Genomic DNA, 16,776 nt, shown 5'->3' with positions numbered 1-16,776 from the left:
TTTGTACCACGAATGGCGAGGAGTAGAGGTGGCGGATCCGGAACGCAGCACCGAGCTGCTGTGGCTGGGCGAGTCGCGGCGAGGTCTCAACCTGGCGCGGATCGTGCGGGCCGCGATCGAGCTGGCCGACGGCGAGGGGCTGGCTGCGGTGTCCATGCGGCGGGTCGCCGAGCGGCTCGGCTTCACCACGATGGCGCTCTACCGGCACGTGCCGGGCAAGGCGGAGCTGGTCGATCTCATGCGCGACGAGGCGATGGCGGGGCAGGCGGCCGCCGGAGTCGGGCCGGCGGCGGGCTGGCGGGCGGAGCTCGAAGCGTGGGCGCGCGACGGATTGGCGCTCTACCAGCGACATCCGTGGTTGGTCGAGGTGGAGGGGGCCAGGCAGGTGCCCGGGCCGAACGCGGTGGCGAGCTTCGAGCGGGCGTTGGGTGCGGCGGCGCGGAGCGGGCTGCCGCCCGCGCGGGTCGTGGCGGTCGTGACGCTCGTCGGCGGGTTCGTGGAGAGCGCGGCCCGGCAGCTGGTGGAGGCGGCGCGCCTGGAGCGGAGCTCCGGTGTCGGGCACGAGGAGTGGTGGGCGGGGCGCACTTCGCTGTTCGACCACCTCGACCGGTATCCGACGTTGAGCCGCCTCTACCGGGACGGCGGTTTCGACGAGCCGCTGGACCCATTCGAGTTCGGCCTGCGGCGCGTGCTCGATGGCATTGAGGCGCTCATTCGTGATGAAATCCGTGATGAAATTACGTGCTCCGTGTGTGGAAAGGCGATCGAGCCCGCCGCGAAGGGGCGGCCACGGGACTACTGCTCCCGCGCCTGCCAGCAACGCGCCTACCGGATGCGCAAGGCCTGACGGCATCGGCGGATCGCCAATGCTGCGCCTGGAGCGTCGCTGCTGAGATGCCGATCACAGCCGGATGATCTCCAGCGCACTCGGAGTTGGACAGTGGTGCGCAGTCAACGGAGTTCTGAGGAGCGGTCATGCGGGTTGTGCGGGTGAGCGAGTTCGGTGGGCCTGAGGTGCTCGTCGCGGGGGAGGCGCCCGATCCGGTCGCCGGGGCCGGGCAGGTCGTGATCGGCGTCGAGGTCGCCGCCATCGACTTCGTCCAAACCCAGCTGCGCCAGGGCTTCTCGCCGGGACCACCACTGCCGGAGCTGCCGTACGTGCCCGGCGCGACGGTGGCCGGAACGGTGCTTTCGGCCGCCGGGTGGTCGCGCACACCGCCGACGGGCTCGGCGGGAACGCCGAGAAGGCGGTCGCCGACGAGGACGCGCTGTTCCCGGTCCCGGACGGGCTGGAGCTCGCGGAGGCGGCGGCGCTGTTCGACGACGGTGCCACGGCGATCGGCCTGGCCGAAAACGCGGCGATCAAGCCGGGGGAGTGGGTGCTCGTCGAGGCCGCCGGTGGCGGCGTCGGCAGCCTGCTGGTGCAGCTGGCGCGCGCCGCCGGCGCACGCGTCATCGGCGCGGCGAGGGGCGAGCGCAAGCGCGAGCTGGTGCTCTCGCTGGGAGCCGAGCTGGCGGTCGACTACTCGGAATCCGGTTGGCGCGAACAGGTCCTGGCGGCGACGGACGGCCGGGGCCCGGACCTGGTCTTCGACGGCATCGGCGGAACCATCGGCCGGGAGGCGTTCGAGCTGACCGCGCGCGGCGGGCGGTTCTCGGTGCACGGCGCCTCCAGCGGCGCGCCGAGCGAGATCGACCAGGCGGAGGCCGAGCGCCGCGGGGTCACCGTGATCGGCCTCGACCAGCTCTTCGGCTTCGCAGCGACCGCGCGCCCGCGCAAGGAACGAGCGCTTTCCCAAGCGGCGGCGGGATTGCTGACCCCGACCATCGGCCAGACCTTCCCGCTGGAGCACGCCGCCGACGCCCACGCGGCGATGCAGAACCGCCAGGTGATCGGCAAGACCCTGCTCCAGGTGCAGCCGGGAGCATGATCAGGGCTCAGCGGAGGTAGACCCGGTCCGGGTCGACGTCCTCGCGGAGCAGGCGGAGTTCCGCCGCCGTGGGTGGCTCGATGGTGGTCAGCTCGTCGGCCACCTGGAGGTCCCAGCCGGTCGCCGCGCGGACCTGGTCCACCGTGACGCCGGGGTGCGTCGCCACCAGCCGCAGCTCCTCGCCGACTCCGTCGCGCGCCAGGATGCCGAGGTCGGTGATCACCCGCGTGACGCCCGCGCCCAGCGGCCGGATCCCGTCCTGCAGCGCCCGGTCCGGGCCCGGCGAGGTGCAGAAGTCCAGTTCGGACATGAAGGAACGCGGGTCGTGGCGGCGCATCACCACGAACACCTCGCGGGAGTTGGCCATCACCTCCATCGCCCCGCCAGAGCCGGGCAGCCGCACCTTCGGCGCGTGCCAGTCACCGATGACCGACGAGTTCAGGTTGCCCCACCTGTCGATCTGCGCCGCGCCGAGGAACCCGACGTCGATCCGGCCGCCCTGCAGGACGTAACCGAACAGCGCCGTCATCGGCAGCACCGCTTCGGAGTCGGTGATCAGCACCGCGTCGGCGATCGTCTCCGGCAGCTGCGACGGGTGCGCCCCGCACACCCCGGACTCGTAGACGATCTCGATGCCAGGCGCGACGGTCAGCTGCGCCAGCGACACCGCCAGCGTCGGCAGCCCGATCCCGGCGAAGACGGTGTTCTTGCCGGCCAGCTCCCGCGACGCGACCGCGGCGAGCAGCTCGGAGGAGGGAACGGCCACAGTGGACCCCGTTGAACTGGTGGACCCCGTTGAACTGGTGGACACAGCGTTCATCACAACAGCCTCTCGTGTTCTGCCCGTCAGAGCCGACGCCCGTAGTTGACCGGTTCGCTCCACGCCTCGCCCACCGCCAGGCTCGCCCAGTGCTCGGCGCCGAGCTTCTCGAGGTACTCGGCGTGGTCGCGGGTGCCGCGGATCCACTCGTCCAGCCAGGCCTGCAGCCTCTCGGGATCCTTGCTGATGTGCGACCAGCTGCGGTAGAAGTCGCCGTCCCGGTCGTAGTAGCCCTGCGCGAAGGCCGGGTGCGCGCCGCGCGGGCACTCCACCACCGCGTCCACCGCGTGCGCCGGGATCACCGTGCGGTTGGGGTCGGAGCGGATCACCTCGTCGGCCACCACCTCCTCAACCACGATGATCGCGTGCTTCGCGGCGTAGACGGCCTCGGCCTGGATGCCGGTCAGGCCCCAGATCTGGGTGTTGCCGGCCCGGTCGGCGCGCTGCGCGTGCACGATCGTGACGTCCGGGTTCAGCGGCGGCACCACGTAGATCTGCTCCGCTTCGCCGTCCGGGCCCGGGAACGGCGAGGTCACCTTGCGGATGCCGGGGTTCACCGCCGGCACGTCGCTGCCGCCGTAGGAGCGCAGCGGGTAGAACGGCAGCCGCTGGGCGCCGGCGAGGTACCGGCAGATCATCCCGTAGTGGCTGTACTCCTCGAACTCCAGCGGCGCGGGCTGCCCGGTCTCGATGCGGCGGCGCAGCTCGCCGAGCGAGCCGGCGGTGGAGTTGCCGACGAACGACGAGACGAGCTTGCGGACGCAGCCGCCGGCGATGAGCTGATCGGTCACGATGTCGGCGGTCATCCGCGCGACGGCGAGGTCCTTGCGGCCCTGCCGGATGATCTCGTGCCCGGCCGCGGTGGGGATCAGGTGGGTGAAGCCCTCCAGCGCCACCGTCGCCCCGTCCTGGACGAACGCGGCGATCGCGTCCCGCATCGTCATGGTCTTGTCGGGCCGGGGGACCGGCGTCGTCGACTCGGCGACCGGGTTCTGCATCGTCGGGGCTCCTCGGTGTGCGCTTCGAATGCACAGCACATTGCCAGGCGGCATTGATAGCTGTCTAATACTGAATTAGTGTCGGATCAAGAGTCATTTCTTATGGATTCCCCGGGTTCCGGGGTGAACAGAGGTCGACCGTGGAGCTGCGCTACCTCACCGCATTCGTCGCCGTCGCCGAGGAACTCCACTTCGGCCGCGCAGCCAAGCGGCTGCAGATGGCGCAGCCGCCGCTGAGCCAGCAGATCCGCCAGCTGGAGAAGGAGCTCGGGGTCCAGCTCTTCGAGCGCAACACCCGCTCGGTCCGGCTCACCAGCGCCGGCGAGTCGTTCCTGGAGCCCGCCCGCACGGCGCTCGACGACGTCGACATCGCGGTGCGCGCCGCGAAAGCCGCCGGCCGCGGCGAGTACGGGCGGGTCACCGTCGGCTTCGCCGGCGCCTCCAGCCACGAGTCGCTGCCCCGGCTGACGCGCGCGGTGCGCGCCGCGCATCCCGGCCTGGAGCTGGTGATGCGCGGCCAGACCTACGCGAACGTGGCGCTGGCGAAGGTCGCCGACGGCTCGCTGGACCTGGGTTTCGTGCGGCTCCCGGTCAACCAGGTCGGCTCGCCGACCCCGGGCGTGCAGACCCGGGTGATCGAGGTGGAGGAGCTGATCTGCGCGCTGCCGACGGACCACCCGCTGGCCGGGCGGGAGCGCATCGCGATCGAGGACCTCGCCGACGAGCCGTTCGTCAGCTTCCCGTCCAACGCCGGGTCCACGGTGCGCGACGCGCTGGTCAAGGCGTGCGTGTCCGCCGGGTTCAACCCGCGCGTGGTCCAGGAGGCGCCGGATTCCTACACCATCCTCGCGTTGGTGGCCGCGGGCGTCGGCGTCACGCTGACGCTGACGTCCTGCCAGCACATCCAGCAGACCGGCACGGTCTACCGGCCGCTGGCGGGCGCGCCGATGCTGCTGCACGCGGCGCTGGCCTGGCGCACCGACAACACCTCCGCGGCCCTGCGCACGGTGCTCGGCATCGCCGAGGAAGCCCTGCCCACGCCCACGGGCGGCTGATCGCCGGCGGGTCGCTCACCTGGGGCGTTCCCGCGAATTAATAAGCCTGACGTCTCACTGTTGCACTGATTCTGTATTGGACACGTCTAGGTTTGGGTGGCACGGTTACCGCCATCACATCGGGACGCGGGCGCCGTTCGAGGACGCCCGCCGGCACCGAGCTTCAAGGGAGAATGCATGGGTGCGGCCAACGCGCGCGAACAGAGCCGAACGGCCAACCGCGCCGGGATCGGGGCCTTCATCGGCTCGACCATCGAGTGGTTCGACTTCTACATCTACGGCACGGCCTCGGCCCTGGTCTTCGACAAGGTCTTCTTCCCGGAGCTCGACGGTGCGCTCGGCACCCTGGTCGCGTTCGCGACCTTCTGGGTCGGCTTCCTGGCCCGCCCGATCGGCGGCATCATCTTCGGCCACATCGGCGACCGGCTGGGCCGCAAGAAGACCCTGGTCATCACGCTGCTGCTGATGGGCATCTCGACGACCCTGATCGGCGTGCTGCCCGGCTACGCCCAGATCGGCGTGTGGGCGCCGATCCTGCTGGTCACCATCCGCATGGTGCAGGGCATCGGCCTCGGCGGCGAGTGGGGCGGCTCGGTGCTGATCGCCTCGGAGCACGCGCCCAAGGGCAAGTCCATCCTCTACGGCGCGTTCGCCCAGCAGGGCTCGCCGGTCGGCAACACCCTGAGCACCGTCAGCTTCCTGGCCATCAGCCAGCTCCCGGACGAGGCGTTCCTGGGCTGGGGCTGGCGGGTCCCGTTCCTGGCCTCGGCGCTGCTGGTGCTGGTCGGCCTGTTCATCAGGATGCGGGTCACCGAGTCGCCGGCGATGGCGAACCTCATCGAGCACAAGAAGGTCGCCAAGCTGCCGGTGTGGGAGGTCGTCCGCTCGCACCCGGCGCTGCTGGCGCTGGGCATCGGGGCCTGCACGATCGGCCTGTCGGCGACGTACTTCAAGTCGACCTTCGCGCTGTCCTGGGCAACCAGCCACCTCAGCTTCGACAAGAGCTCGTTCCTGACGATCATCCTGGTCGCCAACATCACCCAGATCATCGTGCAGCCCTTCGGCGCCGTCATCGCCACCAAGATGCGCAGCTGGTCCCGCGCGGTGACCGTGATGCTGCTGCCTGAGGTCGTGCTGCTGCCGCTGATGTTCGTGCTGATCAGCACCGAGAACTACGGGCTGGCGATGTTCGGCGTGGCGATCGCGACGATCCCGCACTGCCTGTACTACGCGGCCCTGGCGGGCATGCTCGCCAGCCGGTTCCCGGCGCACGTGCGCTACACCGGCATCTCGCTGTGCTACCAGATGTGCGGCACGCTGCTCGGCGGCACGACGCCGATCGTCGGCCAGTTCCTGCTGAACCTTTCCGGTTCGATCACTGCGGTGATCGCCTACGCGATCTTCCAGGTGGTGCTGACGCTCGGCTGCATGCTGTTGCTGCTGCGCCGCCCGAACTACGACGAGCGTGCCGGGGCCGACCAGGCGCCGCGCGCCGAGGCGGTTCCCGCGTAACCGGGCACGACCGGGTGCGGCTTCCCCGTCCGGCGGGGAAGCCGCGCACCTCTAGTCCTCACGAGCCGGGCCGGGCGCGGATGGCGAGGAATCCGCTCGGCTCGCGGTGCAGGCGGTCGTACGCCGCGGCGTTGATGGCGGCTCCTGCCGGGGACGGGCGAGGTTCGAGCAGGCGCTCGATGACGAACCCCGCCTGGAACAGCTCCTCGCAGGTCATCTCCAGGGGAGTCGTCCAGAACCGCACCCGCCAGCCCCGGCTCCAAGTCTCCTCGACGACGCGCGGCTCGAAGTAGTTGCCCCCGTGGCGCAGCCAGTCGCCGGTGGGGTGCATGCGCGACATCACCAGCGCCCCGCCGGGCCGCAGCACGCGGCGGAACTCGCGCAGCGCGGCGACCCGGTCGTCGAGTATTCCACGGCCAGCGCGAAGAGCACCAGGTCGACCGACGAGTCCGGCAGCCAGTCCAGCGGCTCGGCCAGGTCGTGCACCCGGAACTCGCCCGCCGGAACCCGGGCGCCGGCGAGCCCGACCATCCGCTCGCTGATGTCGCAGCCGACCACCTGCGCGCCGCGGGCGGCCAGCTCCCCGGCGTACAAACCCGGGCCGCAGGCGGCATCGAGCACGCGCCTCCCGGCCACCTCGCCGAGCAGCGACAGGCAGGCCGGCCGGTCGTAGTGCGCGTTGTAGAAGCCGTCCTCGGCATGCTCGGCGAATTCATCGGCGAACACCTCGTACTGCGGATCGCGTCCCACGTTCTCGCTCATTCCGCCGATCTTGGCAGCGCGGCCGGCGGCGGAGATCACCCACTCGGCCTGGTCCGGTCCGCCGGAAGCCGGCCGAGGGCTATCCGGCCGGAGCCGAATGACCGTCCACATCGGACCAGCCCGCCAGGGTCCGGCGGGTCTCGAAGCGGCGCCGCCGGCCGCTGATCGGGTCGGTGAACTCCAGTGCCCGGGCGAGGAGTTGGAGGGGCGCGGTGAAGTCGTCGGCGGCGCGGTCGCGGACGACGGGGTAGAGGTCGTCGCCGAGGATCGGGATGCCGAGGCCGTTGAGGTGCACCCGCAGCTGGTGGGTCCGGCCGGTGCGCGGCAGCAGCCGGTACCGGCCGAGGCCGTCGCGGTGCTCGATCAGCTCGATGCGCGTTTCGCTGTTCGGCTCGCCGGGTTCTTCCTGGGCGGCGAGCACGCCGCGGTGCTTGACGATCCGGCTGCGCACCGTGCGCGGCATCGCCAGCCCGGGGTCGAAGCGGGCGACCGCCTCGTACTCCTTGTGCACCAGGCGGTCGTGGAACAGGGTCTGGTAAGCGCCGCGCAGCTCGGGCTTGAGCACGAACATGACCAGCCCCGCGGTCAGGCGGTCCAGCCGGTGCGCCGGGCTGAGCTGCGGCAGGTCCAGGTCGCGCCGCAGCCGCACCAGCGCGGTCTCCACGACGTGCCCGCCGCGCGGCGTGGTGGCCAGGAAGTGCGGCTTGTCCACGACCAGCAGGCCGTCGTCGCGGTGCACGACGTCCAGGGCGAACGGCACCGGCGTCTCGTCGGGCAGGTCGCGGTGGAACCAGACGAACCCACCCGGCGCGTACGGCGCGTCGGGCGCGAGCGGGCCGTCGACGCCGACGATCCGGCCCTCGCGGAGCATGGCGTCGATGCGTTCCGGGGCGAGCTTCGGTATCCGGTCGACGAGGTGGTCCCGGACGGTGGCCCAGCAGCCGTCGGCGGGCAGTCGCAACCGGACGGGGTCCAGGCCGTGCCGCTGGGGCAGCGGCGATCTGAGCTTGCGTCGCATCGCCCCGCCAGCGTAACCGGCGGTCACAGCCGGAGCTTGTAGCCCACGTGCGAGGCCTCGAACCCGAGCCGGTCGTAGAAGCGGTGCGCGTCGGAGCGCTGCCGGTCCGTGGTCAGCTGGACCAGGGCGCAGCCACGTCGGCGGGACTCGGCGATGGCCCAGTCGAACATGACGCGCCCGAGGCCGCGGCTGCGGTGCCGCTCGTGGACGCGGACCGCTTCGATCTGCGCGCGCAGCGCGCCCCGCCGGGCCAGTCCGGGGATGAACGTCAGCTGCATGGTCGCCACGACCTCGCCGTCCGGCGTCGCGGCCACCAGCAGCAGCTGCGCGGGATCGGCCTCGATCGCCTCGAAAGCCCGCTGGTATGGGGTCAGATCGGCGGCGGTCTCCCGGGTCGAGCCGAGCTGGTCGGCGGCCAGCAACCCGACGATCGGCCCGAGATCGTCGCCGGTCGCCCGGCGCAGCAGGTACGTCCCGGACCCGGTGGACAGCTCGACCGGCACGCTCAACTGATCCTCCACTGTGGACTCGGCATCGGGATTCACGCCACCGGACCCTAACGCGGCGCCGGGGGGAGCGCGAAAACCGGCGGCGCGCGCCGGCGGCTCTTGGCATGATCGTCGGGGACGCCGGAGGAAGGACGGGTATGCCCGAGGTCGCGACGGATCGGCGTCCGGTGGCGGCGCGGTTGGCGGTGGCCACGCTGTTCCTTGTCAACGGGGCGAGCTTCGCCAGCGTCGTGCCCCGCTACCCGGAGCTCAAGGACGCCCTGGCCCTGTCCAACGCCGCGCTGGGCACCGCGATCGCGGCACTTCCACTGGGCTCGCTGGTCGCGGGCCTGCTGGCCGGGCCGGTCCTGGCCCGCTGGCGGTCGGCGGTCGTCGCGGTCGGCTGCTCGGTGCTGCTGGCGGCGGATCTCGTGCTGATCGGGTTCGTGGGGCACTGGTGGCAGCTGGCGGCGGCGTTCTTCCTCGCGGGTGCGATGGACGCGATCGTGGACGTGGCGATGAACGCGCACGGGCTGCGGGTGCAGCGCCGCTACGGGCGGTCGATCGTCAACTCCTTCCACGGGATGTGGAGCGTCGGCGCGATCATCGGCGGCGCGGCGGGCTCGCTGGCCGCCGGTGCGGCCCTGCCGCTGCCCGCGCACCTGACGGCGGCCGCCGTCGTCCTGGCCGCCGCTGCGGTCGTCTGCGCCCGGTTCCTGCTGCCCGGCCGGGATGACGCCGAGCGCACGGGCGGACACCGGGGGAGACCGCGCTTCAAGCTGCTGCTCGCGTTGCTGGCGCTGGGCGCGCTGTGCGCCGCGGCGGCGTTGGTCGAGGACACCGCGGCGTCCTGGGGCGCGGTGTACCTGCGTGATTCGCTGGATGCCGCGCCGGTTCTCGCGGGCATGGCGTTCGTCGGGTTGCAAGCGGCGCAGACGGTCGGCCGGCTCTCCGGCGATCGCCTGGTGGACCGGTTCGGCAACCGGGCGGTGGCGCGCATCGGCGGCATCGCGGTGCTCGTCGGCGTCGGCTCGGCGCTCGTGTGGCCGTCGGTCCCGAGCACGCTGGCCGGATTCGCGCTGGCCGGCTGGGGCGTCGCCACGATCATCCCGGCCGGGTTCCACGCGGCCGACGAGCTCCCCGGACTGCCGGGCGGAACCGGGATCGCGGTCGTCGGCTGGGTCTACCGGCTGGGCATTCTGGTCAGCCCGCCGGTCGTCGGGCTGCTCGCGGACGCGACCAGCCTGCGCCTCGGCCTGGTGGTCGTCCCGTTCGCGGGGGTGCTGATCGTGCTGCTGGCGTCGCGCCTGCCGCGCCGGCGCCCTAGAGCGGGCTGACCGGTGGCATGGTGAACTTGCCCGCCAGTGCTCACGTGGTCCCCACGAGGGACCTCTTCGTCGTTCTGACCTCGGTGCCGGGGATTCGCGCGCGGTGGATGGTCGCGGCCCATGAGCTCACCGACGAGTTGCGTCCCGTCCTCGGCGAACGCGCCGGGCTCGACCCGCAGGGCCTCGAAGCCAGGTTGCTGTCGCACACGCTGATCGGTGCCCTGACGGTCGCATTGGAATACTGGGTCACCGCCGAACTCGAACCCGCTGATCGGGGCGACGTCACCGACCTGGCCGCGGCGGCGCTGTCGGTGATCCGGTTCGAAGGTTTGTGACCGCTACGACTTTCGGAGCAGGCCCCGGTCGCGGAATTCCTCGTGCGCGACCGTCCAGGCGCGGGCCTGGTCGCTGATCGTCACGCCGAGCCCGGGGCGGCTGGAGATGTGCATCCGGCCGCCGGAGATCTCGAGGTGCTCGTCGAACAGCGGGTCCAGCCACTCGAAGTGCTCGACCCACGGCTCGCGGGCGTACGCCGCGGCGAGGTGGACGTGGATCTCCATCGCGAAGTGCGGCGCGAGCTGGAGGTTCCGGTCGTCGGCCAGCGCCATCACCTTGAGGAACTGGGTGATGCCGCCGACGCGCGGGGCGTCCGGTTGCACGATGTCGGCGCCGCCGGCGCGGATGAGCTCGCGGTGCTCGGCCGCGCTGGTCAGCATCTCGCCGGTGGCGATCGAGGTGTCGAAGTTCGCGGCCAGCACCGCGTGCCCCTCGAAGTCGTAGGCGTCCAGCGGTTCTTCGATCCACACCAGGTTCAGCGGCTCCAGGGCGCGGCACATGCGGCGCGCGGTGGGCCGGCCCCACTGCTGGTTGGCGTCGACCATCAGCGCGACGTCCGCGCCGATCTTCTCCCGCACCGCGGATACGCGGGCGAGGTCGGTGGCGTTGTCGGGATGCCCGACCTTGATCTTGATGCCGCCGATGCCGTTGGCCACCGATTCCGCGGCGCGGTCTTGGACCTCCTCGATCGGCGCGTGCAGGAAGCCGCCGGAGGTGTTGTAGCAGCGCACCGAATCCCGGTGGGAGCCGAGGAGTTTCGCCAGCGGCAGCCCCGCGCGCTTGGCCTTGAGGTCCCACAGCGCCACGTCGAAGGCGGCGATCGCCTGGACCGACAGGCCGCTGCGGCCGACGGAGGCGCCCGCCCAGACGAGCTTGTCCCAGATCTTGGCGATGTCGCTGGGGTCTTCGCCGAGCAGCACCGGGGCGATCTCGCGGGCGTGCGCGTACTGGCCGGGACCGCCGGCCCGCTTGGAGTAGCTGAAACCGACGCCCTCCAGCCCGCCCGCGGTGGTGATCTCGGCGAACAGCATCGCCACCTCGGTCATCGGCCGCTGCCGCCCGGTCAGCACCTTCGCGTCGCTGTCCGTGCTCGCCGCGGCTCTTTCCCTGTCGCTCGCCGCGTGCGGCGGGAACCTCTCCGGCGGTGGCGGCGGGAAGTTCCCGAGCGGGCCGGTCACCATGACGATCGGCCAGGCCCCGGGCGGCAGCACCGACCTGATCGGCCGCGCGCTGGCCCAGGGCGCGGCCGACGACCTCGGCGTCCCGATGCCCGTGGTCAACACGCCCGGCGCCAACGGCGCCCTGGCCGCCGGGGAACTCGCCGGGAGGCAGCCGGACGGTCAGCACATCATGGTCATCAACGCCTCGCTGGCCGCGATCACGCCGCTGGCGGCCGCGTCGCAGGAAGCCGTCGCGATCGACGATTTCGAGGTGGTCACCGGGATTTCGCAGGACGACTACGTGCTGGTCGCCAACGCCGCCTCCGGCCTGAACTCGGTGCGGAGCCTCGTCGACGCGCACCGGAACCTCAAGTTCGGCACCACCGGCGTCGGCACCGGCAGCCAGCTCTCCCAGGAACTGCTGTTCAAGCAGGCCGGGATCGCCGGCACCGCGGTCCCGTTCGACGGCGGGTCGCCCGCGATGACCGCGGTGCTCGGCGACCAGGTGGACGTCGCCTCCGTCCAGCTCGGCGAGGCGATCGGCCAGATCCGGGCGGGCGAGCTGGTCCCGCTGGTCACCTTCGCCGCGCAGCGCAACCGGTACCTCCCGGGCACCCCGACGGCCGTGGAAGAGGGTTACGACGTACGGGTTTCGCAATTCCGCGCGGTCGTCGCCCCGAAGGGCACGCCCCGTGAGGTCGTGGACCGGCTGCGCCAGGCGTTCCGGACGACGTTCGCCACCGAGCGGTACCGGAAGTTCAACGAGGACAACCTGCTCACCCCGCACGAGGTCGACGGCGCGCAGGTCGCGCAGGAGTGGACCGGCTCGCTGGAGAGCTACCGAACCATGATCCAGCGGTACGGCATCGACCTCGGCGGGCCGAAGTGAGCGATGCCCGCCGCGACGGCCAACCGGCCGGTGCGGCCGCGAACCTGGTGGTGGCGCTGGTGATCGCCGGCATCGGCGGCGGCGGGATGGCCGGTTCGTGGGCGCTGGGTCTGGGCAGTGCGGCCGCGCCGTCCGCCGGAACCTGGCCGTTCCTGGTCAGCACCGCGATCGCGGTGCTCGGCATGGTGCTCGCGCTGCTGGCGCGGCGCACGAACGACGCCGAAGGGCTGTCGTCGTCCGGCCTGCCGGTGCTCGGCGCGGTGGCCGGCATGGCCGGGTTCGCCGCCCTGGTCGGCGTGATCGGGTTCGAGATCCCGGGCGCGCTGCTGGTCTTCGCGTGGCTGCGCTTCCTCGGCCGCGGGTCGTGGCGGCTGTCCGTCCTCGGTGCCGTCGGCATCGTGGCGGTCTTCTACCTGATCTTCGTCGGCGCCCTGAACGTGCCGATTCCCCACCTGTTCTAGGAGCGGCGATGGATCTGACTCCGGTGCTCGACGGGTTCGGCGTCGTCCTCGAACCTACCAACCTGCTCTACTGCCTGATCAGCGTCGTGATCGGGATGTTGGTCGGGGTGCTGCCCGGCCTCGGCCCGGCCGCGACGATCGCGATCCTGCTGCCGCTGACCTTCGACGTCGAACCGGTGACGGCGATCATCATGCTGGCCGGCATCTTCTACGGCGCCCAGTACGGCGGCACCATCACGTCGGTGCTGCTGCGGCTGCCCGGCGAGGCGTCCTCCGTGGTCACGGTCTTCGACGGCCACGCCCTGGCCTGGCAGGGCAAGGCCGGCACCGCGCTCGGGATCGCGGCGATCGGGTCGTTCGTCGGCGGCACCGCCTCTATCGTCGTGCTTTCGGTGCTGGCGCCCCTGATCGCCGGGTTCGCGCTCGACTTCGGCCCGCCCGAGTACACCGCCCTCGCCCTGCTCGGCATCCTGCTGGTCGCCACCGTGAGCAGAGGCGGCCGGCTGAAGGCGGTCGTGGCCGCCTGCATCGGGCTGCTGCTGGCGGTGGTCGGCCGGGACGCGTTCACCGGCGCCGAGCGGTTCACCTTCGGCCTGCTGCCGCTGTCGGACGGGCTCGACTTCGTCCCCATCGCGATGGGCCTCTTCGGGCTCGGCGAGATCCTCCACGGCCTGGAGGAACGACGACAGGGTGCGGCGGCGGTCACCCGGGTCGCCAACGCGTGGCCGTCCCGCGCGGATCTCCGGTGCTCGACGGGGGCGATCGGCCGCGGCTCGGTGCTCGGGTTCGTGCTGGGAGTGCTCCCGGGCGGCGGCGCCACCCTCTCCTCGCTCGCGGCTTACGCGCTGGAGAAGCGCCGGTCGAAGACGCCGGAGCGGTTCGGCCACGGTGCGGTCGAGGGCGTGGCCGCGCCGGAGACGGCGAACAACGCGGCCGCGACGTCGTCGTTCATCCCGCTGCTGACGCTGGGCATCCCGGCGAACGCGACGATGGCGATGATCTTCGGCGCCCTGCTGATCCAGGGCGTGACCCCCGGGCCCCAGCTCGTGGCCGAGCGGCCGGAACTGTTCTGGGGCGTGGTGAACTCGATGTACGTCGGGAACATCCTGCTGCTGGTCATGAGCATCCCGCTGGTCGAGCTGTTCGTGCAGATCCTCCGCGTGCGCGCCACCGTCCTCGCCCCGATCACCGTGCTGATCACGCTGGTGGGCGCGTACACCGTCCGCAACAGCGTCTTCGACATCGGGCTGGTGATCGCCTTCGGCGTCCTCGGCTACCTGATGAAGAAGTTCGGCTTCGAACCCGGGCCGCTGGTGCTGGCCTTCGTGCTCGGCGCGCTGCTCGAAACCTCGCTGCGCCGGTCGCTGCTGCTCTTCGACGGAGACCCGGCCGGCTTCATCACGAGGCCGATCTCCGCCACCCTGTTCGCGCTGCTGCTCCTGGTCGTCCTGCTTCCCCTGCTGCAGAAGCTGATCCGGCCCCGGGTGCGGCAACGACAACCGTCCGCTTACAAGGCGGACGCCTGATTAGCTGTTCTAGGTGTTGGAGTCGCGGGTCGTTGCCTTTGAAGCGTTAGCCCGCCTACACCGCTTGCACCGCCGCGGGTTCTCAGAGGTCTTCTCGCGAGGACAGCCCCGACGCGTCGTATTGGTCATACGTGTGTCGGGGATCCCGGAGTCGAGAAGGCCTCTGAGGTTCCGCCACCCGCACCGCCACGCAAAACGAGTTCTCGAACAATTTCTTCACAGCAGGTCGAGTAGTGCGTGCAGGGCGGGGTTGTCGTTCGTTCGGCGCCAAACCAGGTGCAGTTCAACGGGATTCGGTTCGGGGAGCCGGACCTCGCGGAACGTCACGCCTTCGAAGTGCAGCCGGGCCGCGGTGGCCGGCACCAGGGCGGTGCCGAGGCCGGACCTGGACCAGCGCCAGGGCCGTGTGGATCTGGCTGACGTGCTGCACGTAGGTCGGCTGCACGTCGGCGTTGCCGAAGGTGGTGACGAGCAGTTCGTGGAAGTACCGGGCCTCGGTCGGGGAGTACATCACCATGTCGGTGCCGTGGAATTCGGCGAGCTCCAGGGGTTTCGCGCCGTCGGCGAGCGGATGCCCGGCGGGCAGGGCCGCCAGCAGCGGCTCCGCGCGAAACCGGCGCGACTCCAGCTCGGGCCGCGCGGCGGGCGGGCCAGCCCGAGATCCAGGGAACTGCTGGAGAGGCGGTCGATCTGGTCGCGGGTGACCAGCTCGTGCAGCACGACGTCCACCTGCGGCAGGTGCTCGCGAACGGTCGCCAGCAAGCCGCCCAGCACCCCGTACGCCGAGGTCGCGGTGAAGCCGATCCGGATGATGCCCGCCTGCCCCGAGGTCACCCGCCGCACCGACAACGAGGCGTTCTCGGCCTCGTGCAGCAGGCGCCGCGCGTCCTGCAGGAAGGCACGCCCGGCCGGCGTCAGCCGCACCGTGCGGCTGGTGCGGTCGAACAGCTGGACCTTGAGCTCCTTCTCCAGTTGCTGGATCTGCCGCGTCAGCGGCGGCTGGGTCATGCGCAGGCGCTGCGCGGCGCGGCCGAAGTGCTGCTCCTCGGCCACCGCGACGAAGCCGGTGAGCTGGTTCAGGGTGAACAATGATGCCGTCCCGGTATTGGTGAATGCATTGTTGGACTTGGACGTGCATTGATGGCTCACCTTACTGTCATCCGCAGCCGGTTCCGCCGGGGCGCGGCGCTCCCGCGGAGCCGGGGAAGCGACCGCCGGCGCCCACCGCCGCCAGGGCCGGCGCAGTCAGATGAATCCGCCCGATGAAGGAGATCTGCTGATGTCCGCGTATTCGCCCACCGATGTGGCCCGGCAACTGGCCGGCGGGCTGTCGTCGTTCCCCGTGACGCACTTCCGGCCCGACCACGGCTTCGACGAGGCCGCCTACCGGGAGAACATCGGCTGGCTGGGCGGGTTCGGCGCGGCCGGGCTCTTCGCGGCCGGCGGCACCGGCGAGTTCTTCTCGCTGACCCCCGCCGAAGTCGAGTCGGTGGTCACCGCGGCCGCGCAGGAGGCGCCCTATGGCGTGCCGGTGATCGCCCCGGCCGGTTACGGCACCGCGATGGCCGTCGAAATGGCCCGCTCCGCCGAACGCGCGGGGGCCGACGGCCTGCTCCTGCTGCCGCCGTACCTGACCGAGGCGGACCAGGACGGGCTCGCCGCCCACGTCCGCGCGGTCTGCGCGGCCACCGGCCTCGGCGTGATCCTCTACAGCCGCGCCAACGCGGTCTTCGACGAGACGACCGTCGCCGCGCTGGCCGAGGACTGCCCGAACCTGGTCGGGTTCAAGGACGGGGTCGGCAACATCGAGAAGATGACCCGCCTGTACTCGCGGCTGGGCGAGCGGCTCACCTACATCGGCGGCCTGCCTACCGCGGAGACCTTCGCGCTGCCATACCTGGAGCTGGGCGTCACCACGTACTCGTCGGCGATGTTCAACTTCGTGCCCGAGTTCGCGATGCGCTTCTACCGGGCGGTGCTCGACCACGACCGCGCCGCCGTGTACCGGTACCTCGACGACTTCGTGCTGCCGTACTGCGACATCCGCAACCGGCGCGCCGGGTACGCGGTGAGCATCGTGAAGGCGGGCATGAAGGTCATCGGCCGCCCGGCCGGGCCCGTGCGCCCGCCGCTGGTCGACCTCGACGAGACCGAGCTCGCACTGCTTGCCAGCCTCGTCGAGCGCCTGCCCGAGGAGTCCCGATGACCGAGCAGACCGGTCGCATTCCGGTCTGCGATGGGGGAGAGCGGGCGCGGGCGTGCCGGGCCACCGGAGTCGATGTCGGCCACGCGATGGTCCACGGTGGACCGTTCCCGTCCACATCGGACTTCGGGGTGACCTCGGTCGGGGCGGCCATCGACGGGCTCCTCCGCCCGGTCGCCCACCAGGACGTTCCGGCGTTGCTCCCCGGCGCGCCGGCCGACGACAATCCCGACGGCTCGTGGCGCCGCATGGACGGCGCGCTCGGCGAGCACTGACCGCGGAGGATGCC

Annotated in this window: 19 protein-coding genes and 1 pseudogene; 11 read left to right on the top strand and 9 right to left on the bottom strand. The window is 71.5% G+C overall.

Going from position 1 to position 16,776, the window contains the following annotated elements; all coding sequences use genetic code 11:
- The first annotated feature begins 28 nt into the window (after positions 1 to 28).
- Positions 29 to 847, top strand: coding sequence for a TetR/AcrR family transcriptional regulator (locus E1288_RS10445; RefSeq protein ID WP_132483729.1), 819 nt, complete (start codon positions 29 to 31; stop codon positions 845 to 847).
- A 104-nt stretch (positions 848 to 951) separates the two neighbouring features.
- On the opposite strand, the gene E1288_RS48705 is transcribed toward E1288_RS10445, so the two are convergent.
- A complete protein-coding gene (locus E1288_RS48705; RefSeq protein ID WP_235883475.1) occupies positions 952 to 1,104 on the bottom strand; it encodes a hypothetical protein in 153 nt (50 codons plus the stop codon).
- A 98-nt stretch (positions 1,105 to 1,202) separates the two neighbouring features.
- Here E1288_RS48705 and E1288_RS10440 point away from each other — a divergent pair, with 98 nt between their 5' ends.
- On the top strand, positions 1,203 to 1,931 hold the full coding sequence (locus tag E1288_RS10440) for a zinc-binding dehydrogenase (protein WP_328592450.1): 729 nt from the start codon (positions 1,203 to 1,205) through the stop codon (positions 1,929 to 1,931).
- A 7-nt stretch (positions 1,932 to 1,938) separates the two neighbouring features.
- Here E1288_RS10440 and E1288_RS10435 read toward each other — a convergent pair whose 3' ends face one another.
- Both E1288_RS10435 and E1288_RS10430 read right to left on the bottom strand, forming a co-directional pair.
- Positions 1,939 to 2,751, bottom strand: a complete 813-nt coding sequence (locus tag E1288_RS10435; RefSeq protein WP_408013218.1) for a CoA-transferase subunit beta — start codon at positions 2,749 to 2,751, stop codon at positions 1,939 to 1,941.
- Between the two features lie 26 nt (positions 2,752 to 2,777).
- Positions 2,778 to 3,749, bottom strand: coding sequence for a CoA transferase subunit A (locus tag E1288_RS10430; RefSeq protein WP_132483725.1), 972 nt, complete (start codon positions 3,747 to 3,749; stop codon positions 2,778 to 2,780).
- Between the two features lie 140 nt (positions 3,750 to 3,889).
- Here E1288_RS10430 and E1288_RS10425 point away from each other — a divergent pair, with 140 nt between their 5' ends.
- Both E1288_RS10425 and E1288_RS10420 read left to right on the top strand, forming a co-directional pair.
- Positions 3,890 to 4,804 (top strand): LysR substrate-binding domain-containing protein, encoded by a 915-nt coding sequence (locus E1288_RS10425; protein WP_132483723.1) that lies wholly within the window; start codon positions 3,890 to 3,892, stop codon positions 4,802 to 4,804.
- 177 nt (positions 4,805 to 4,981) lie between these two features.
- The gene (locus E1288_RS10420; RefSeq protein ID WP_132483721.1) at positions 4,982 to 6,316 is read left to right on the top strand and encodes an MFS transporter; all 1,335 of its coding nucleotides are present in this window, start codon (positions 4,982 to 4,984) and stop codon (positions 6,314 to 6,316) included.
- A gap of 58 nt (positions 6,317 to 6,374) precedes the next feature.
- Here the strand turns inward: E1288_RS10420 and E1288_RS48700 are convergent, their stop codons facing one another.
- The 4 genes from E1288_RS48700 to E1288_RS10405 all read right to left on the bottom strand — a co-directional run bounded on the left by E1288_RS48700 (position 6,375) and on the right by E1288_RS10405 (position 8,587).
- Entirely contained in the window at positions 6,375 to 6,656 is a 282-nt protein-coding gene (locus E1288_RS48700) for a hypothetical protein (RefSeq protein ID WP_235883466.1), read from the bottom strand.
- Positions 6,656 to 7,078 (bottom strand): class I SAM-dependent methyltransferase, encoded by a 423-nt coding sequence (locus E1288_RS48695; protein ID WP_235883465.1) that lies wholly within the window; start codon positions 7,076 to 7,078, stop codon positions 6,656 to 6,658. Before E1288_RS48695 ends, E1288_RS48700 begins: the two co-directional genes overlap by 1 nt.
- 79 nt (positions 7,079 to 7,157) lie before the next feature.
- A complete protein-coding gene (locus E1288_RS10410; protein WP_132483719.1) occupies positions 7,158 to 8,096 on the bottom strand; it encodes a pseudouridine synthase in 939 nt (312 codons plus the stop codon).
- A 23-nt stretch (positions 8,097 to 8,119) separates the two neighbouring features.
- Positions 8,120 to 8,587: a GNAT family N-acetyltransferase gene (locus E1288_RS10405; RefSeq protein ID WP_132483862.1), complete on the bottom strand. Its 468-nt coding sequence runs from the start codon at positions 8,585 to 8,587 to the stop codon at positions 8,120 to 8,122.
- Between the two features lie 155 nt (positions 8,588 to 8,742).
- On the opposite strand from E1288_RS10405, the gene E1288_RS10400 reads away from it, so the two are divergent.
- Together E1288_RS10400 and E1288_RS10395 are read left to right on the top strand one after the other, a co-directional pair.
- Positions 8,743 to 9,921, top strand: a complete 1,179-nt coding sequence (locus E1288_RS10400) for an MFS transporter (protein ID WP_132483717.1) — start codon at positions 8,743 to 8,745, stop codon at positions 9,919 to 9,921.
- 17 nt (positions 9,922 to 9,938) lie between these two features.
- Entirely contained in the window at positions 9,939 to 10,247 is a 309-nt protein-coding gene (locus E1288_RS10395) for an acyl-CoA-like ligand-binding transcription factor (protein ID WP_207954284.1), read from the top strand.
- A gap of 3 nt (positions 10,248 to 10,250) precedes the next feature.
- Here the strand turns inward: E1288_RS10395 and E1288_RS10390 are convergent, their stop codons facing one another.
- Positions 10,251 to 11,294 (bottom strand): L-talarate/galactarate dehydratase, encoded by a 1,044-nt coding sequence (locus E1288_RS10390; protein ID WP_328592449.1) that lies wholly within the window; start codon positions 11,292 to 11,294, stop codon positions 10,251 to 10,253.
- On the opposite strand from E1288_RS10390, the gene E1288_RS10385 reads away from it, so the two are divergent.
- From E1288_RS10385 to E1288_RS10375, 3 genes are read left to right on the top strand one after another with little or no spacing between them, the layout of a single operon-like run.
- Positions 11,257 to 12,297 carry a tripartite tricarboxylate transporter substrate binding protein gene (locus E1288_RS10385; RefSeq protein ID WP_328592448.1) on the top strand — a complete coding sequence of 347 codons (1,041 nt, stop codon included), beginning with the start codon at positions 11,257 to 11,259 and terminating at the stop codon, positions 12,295 to 12,297. The two genes, E1288_RS10390 and E1288_RS10385, sit on opposite strands and share 38 nt — an antisense overlap.
- Positions 12,294 to 12,758: a tripartite tricarboxylate transporter TctB family protein gene (locus E1288_RS10380; protein WP_207954283.1), complete on the top strand. Its 465-nt coding sequence runs from the start codon at positions 12,294 to 12,296 to the stop codon at positions 12,756 to 12,758. The genes E1288_RS10385 and E1288_RS10380 overlap by 4 nt, the downstream gene beginning before the upstream one ends.
- 8 nt (positions 12,759 to 12,766) lie before the next feature.
- Positions 12,767 to 14,284 carry a tripartite tricarboxylate transporter permease gene (locus tag E1288_RS10375; protein ID WP_132483713.1) on the top strand — a complete coding sequence of 506 codons (1,518 nt, stop codon included), beginning with the start codon at positions 12,767 to 12,769 and terminating at the stop codon, positions 14,282 to 14,284.
- 283 nt (positions 14,285 to 14,567) lie between these two features.
- On the opposite strand, the pseudogene E1288_RS10370 reads toward E1288_RS10375, so the two are convergent.
- Positions 14,568 to 15,433: pseudogene (locus E1288_RS10370) on the bottom strand (LysR family transcriptional regulator).
- A 130-nt stretch (positions 15,434 to 15,563) separates the two neighbouring features.
- On the opposite strand from E1288_RS10370, the gene kdgD reads away from it, so the two are divergent.
- Together kdgD and E1288_RS10360 are read left to right on the top strand one after the other, a co-directional pair.
- Complete coding sequence (gene kdgD, locus E1288_RS10365; protein WP_132483711.1) at positions 15,564 to 16,490, top strand: 5-dehydro-4-deoxyglucarate dehydratase; 927 nt, start codon at positions 15,564 to 15,566, stop codon at positions 16,488 to 16,490.
- Positions 16,487 to 16,762 (top strand): hypothetical protein, encoded by a 276-nt coding sequence (locus tag E1288_RS10360; RefSeq protein ID WP_207954282.1) that lies wholly within the window; start codon positions 16,487 to 16,489, stop codon positions 16,760 to 16,762. Before kdgD ends, E1288_RS10360 begins: the two co-directional genes overlap by 4 nt.
- Positions 16,763 to 16,776 lie beyond the last annotated feature (14 nt).

The sequence above is a fragment of the Saccharopolyspora elongata genome (assembly GCF_004348985.1).
GTDB lineage: Bacteria > Actinomycetota > Actinomycetes > Mycobacteriales > Pseudonocardiaceae > Saccharopolyspora > Saccharopolyspora elongata.
The sequence above is the reverse complement of the archived record's forward strand: the minus strand, read 5'-3'. Positions and strand labels throughout refer to the sequence as shown.

Excerpts from the sequence above, each read along its gene's own strand:
- E1288_RS10435 (WP_408013218.1), bottom strand. The coding sequence starts at position 2,751 with ATGAACGCTGTGTCCACCAGTTCAACGGGGTCCACCAGTTCAACGGGG.
- E1288_RS10430 (WP_132483725.1), bottom strand. The coding sequence starts at position 3,749 with ATGCAGAACCCGGTCGCCGAGTCGACGACGCCGGTCCCCCGGCCCGAC.
- E1288_RS10420 (WP_132483721.1), top strand. The coding sequence starts at position 4,982 with ATGGGTGCGGCCAACGCGCGCGAACAGAGCCGAACGGCCAACCGCGCC.
- E1288_RS48700 (WP_235883466.1), bottom strand. The coding sequence starts at position 6,656 with ATGTCGCGCATGCACCCCACCGGCGACTGGCTGCGCCACGGGGGCAAC.
- E1288_RS48695 (WP_235883465.1), bottom strand. The coding sequence starts at position 7,078 with ATGAGCGAGAACGTGGGACGCGATCCGCAGTACGAGGTGTTCGCCGAT.
- E1288_RS10410 (WP_132483719.1), bottom strand. The coding sequence starts at position 8,096 with ATGCGACGCAAGCTCAGATCGCCGCTGCCCCAGCGGCACGGCCTGGAC.
- E1288_RS10400 (WP_132483717.1), top strand. The coding sequence starts at position 8,743 with ATGCCCGAGGTCGCGACGGATCGGCGTCCGGTGGCGGCGCGGTTGGCG.
- E1288_RS10390 (WP_328592449.1), bottom strand. The coding sequence starts at position 11,294 with ATGACCGAGGTGGCGATGCTGTTCGCCGAGATCACCACCGCGGGCGGG.
- E1288_RS10375 (WP_132483713.1), top strand. The coding sequence starts at position 12,767 with ATGGATCTGACTCCGGTGCTCGACGGGTTCGGCGTCGTCCTCGAACCT.
- kdgD (WP_132483711.1), top strand. The coding sequence starts at position 15,564 with ATGTCCGCGTATTCGCCCACCGATGTGGCCCGGCAACTGGCCGGCGGG.
- E1288_RS10360 (WP_207954282.1), top strand. The coding sequence starts at position 16,487 with ATGACCGAGCAGACCGGTCGCATTCCGGTCTGCGATGGGGGAGAGCGG.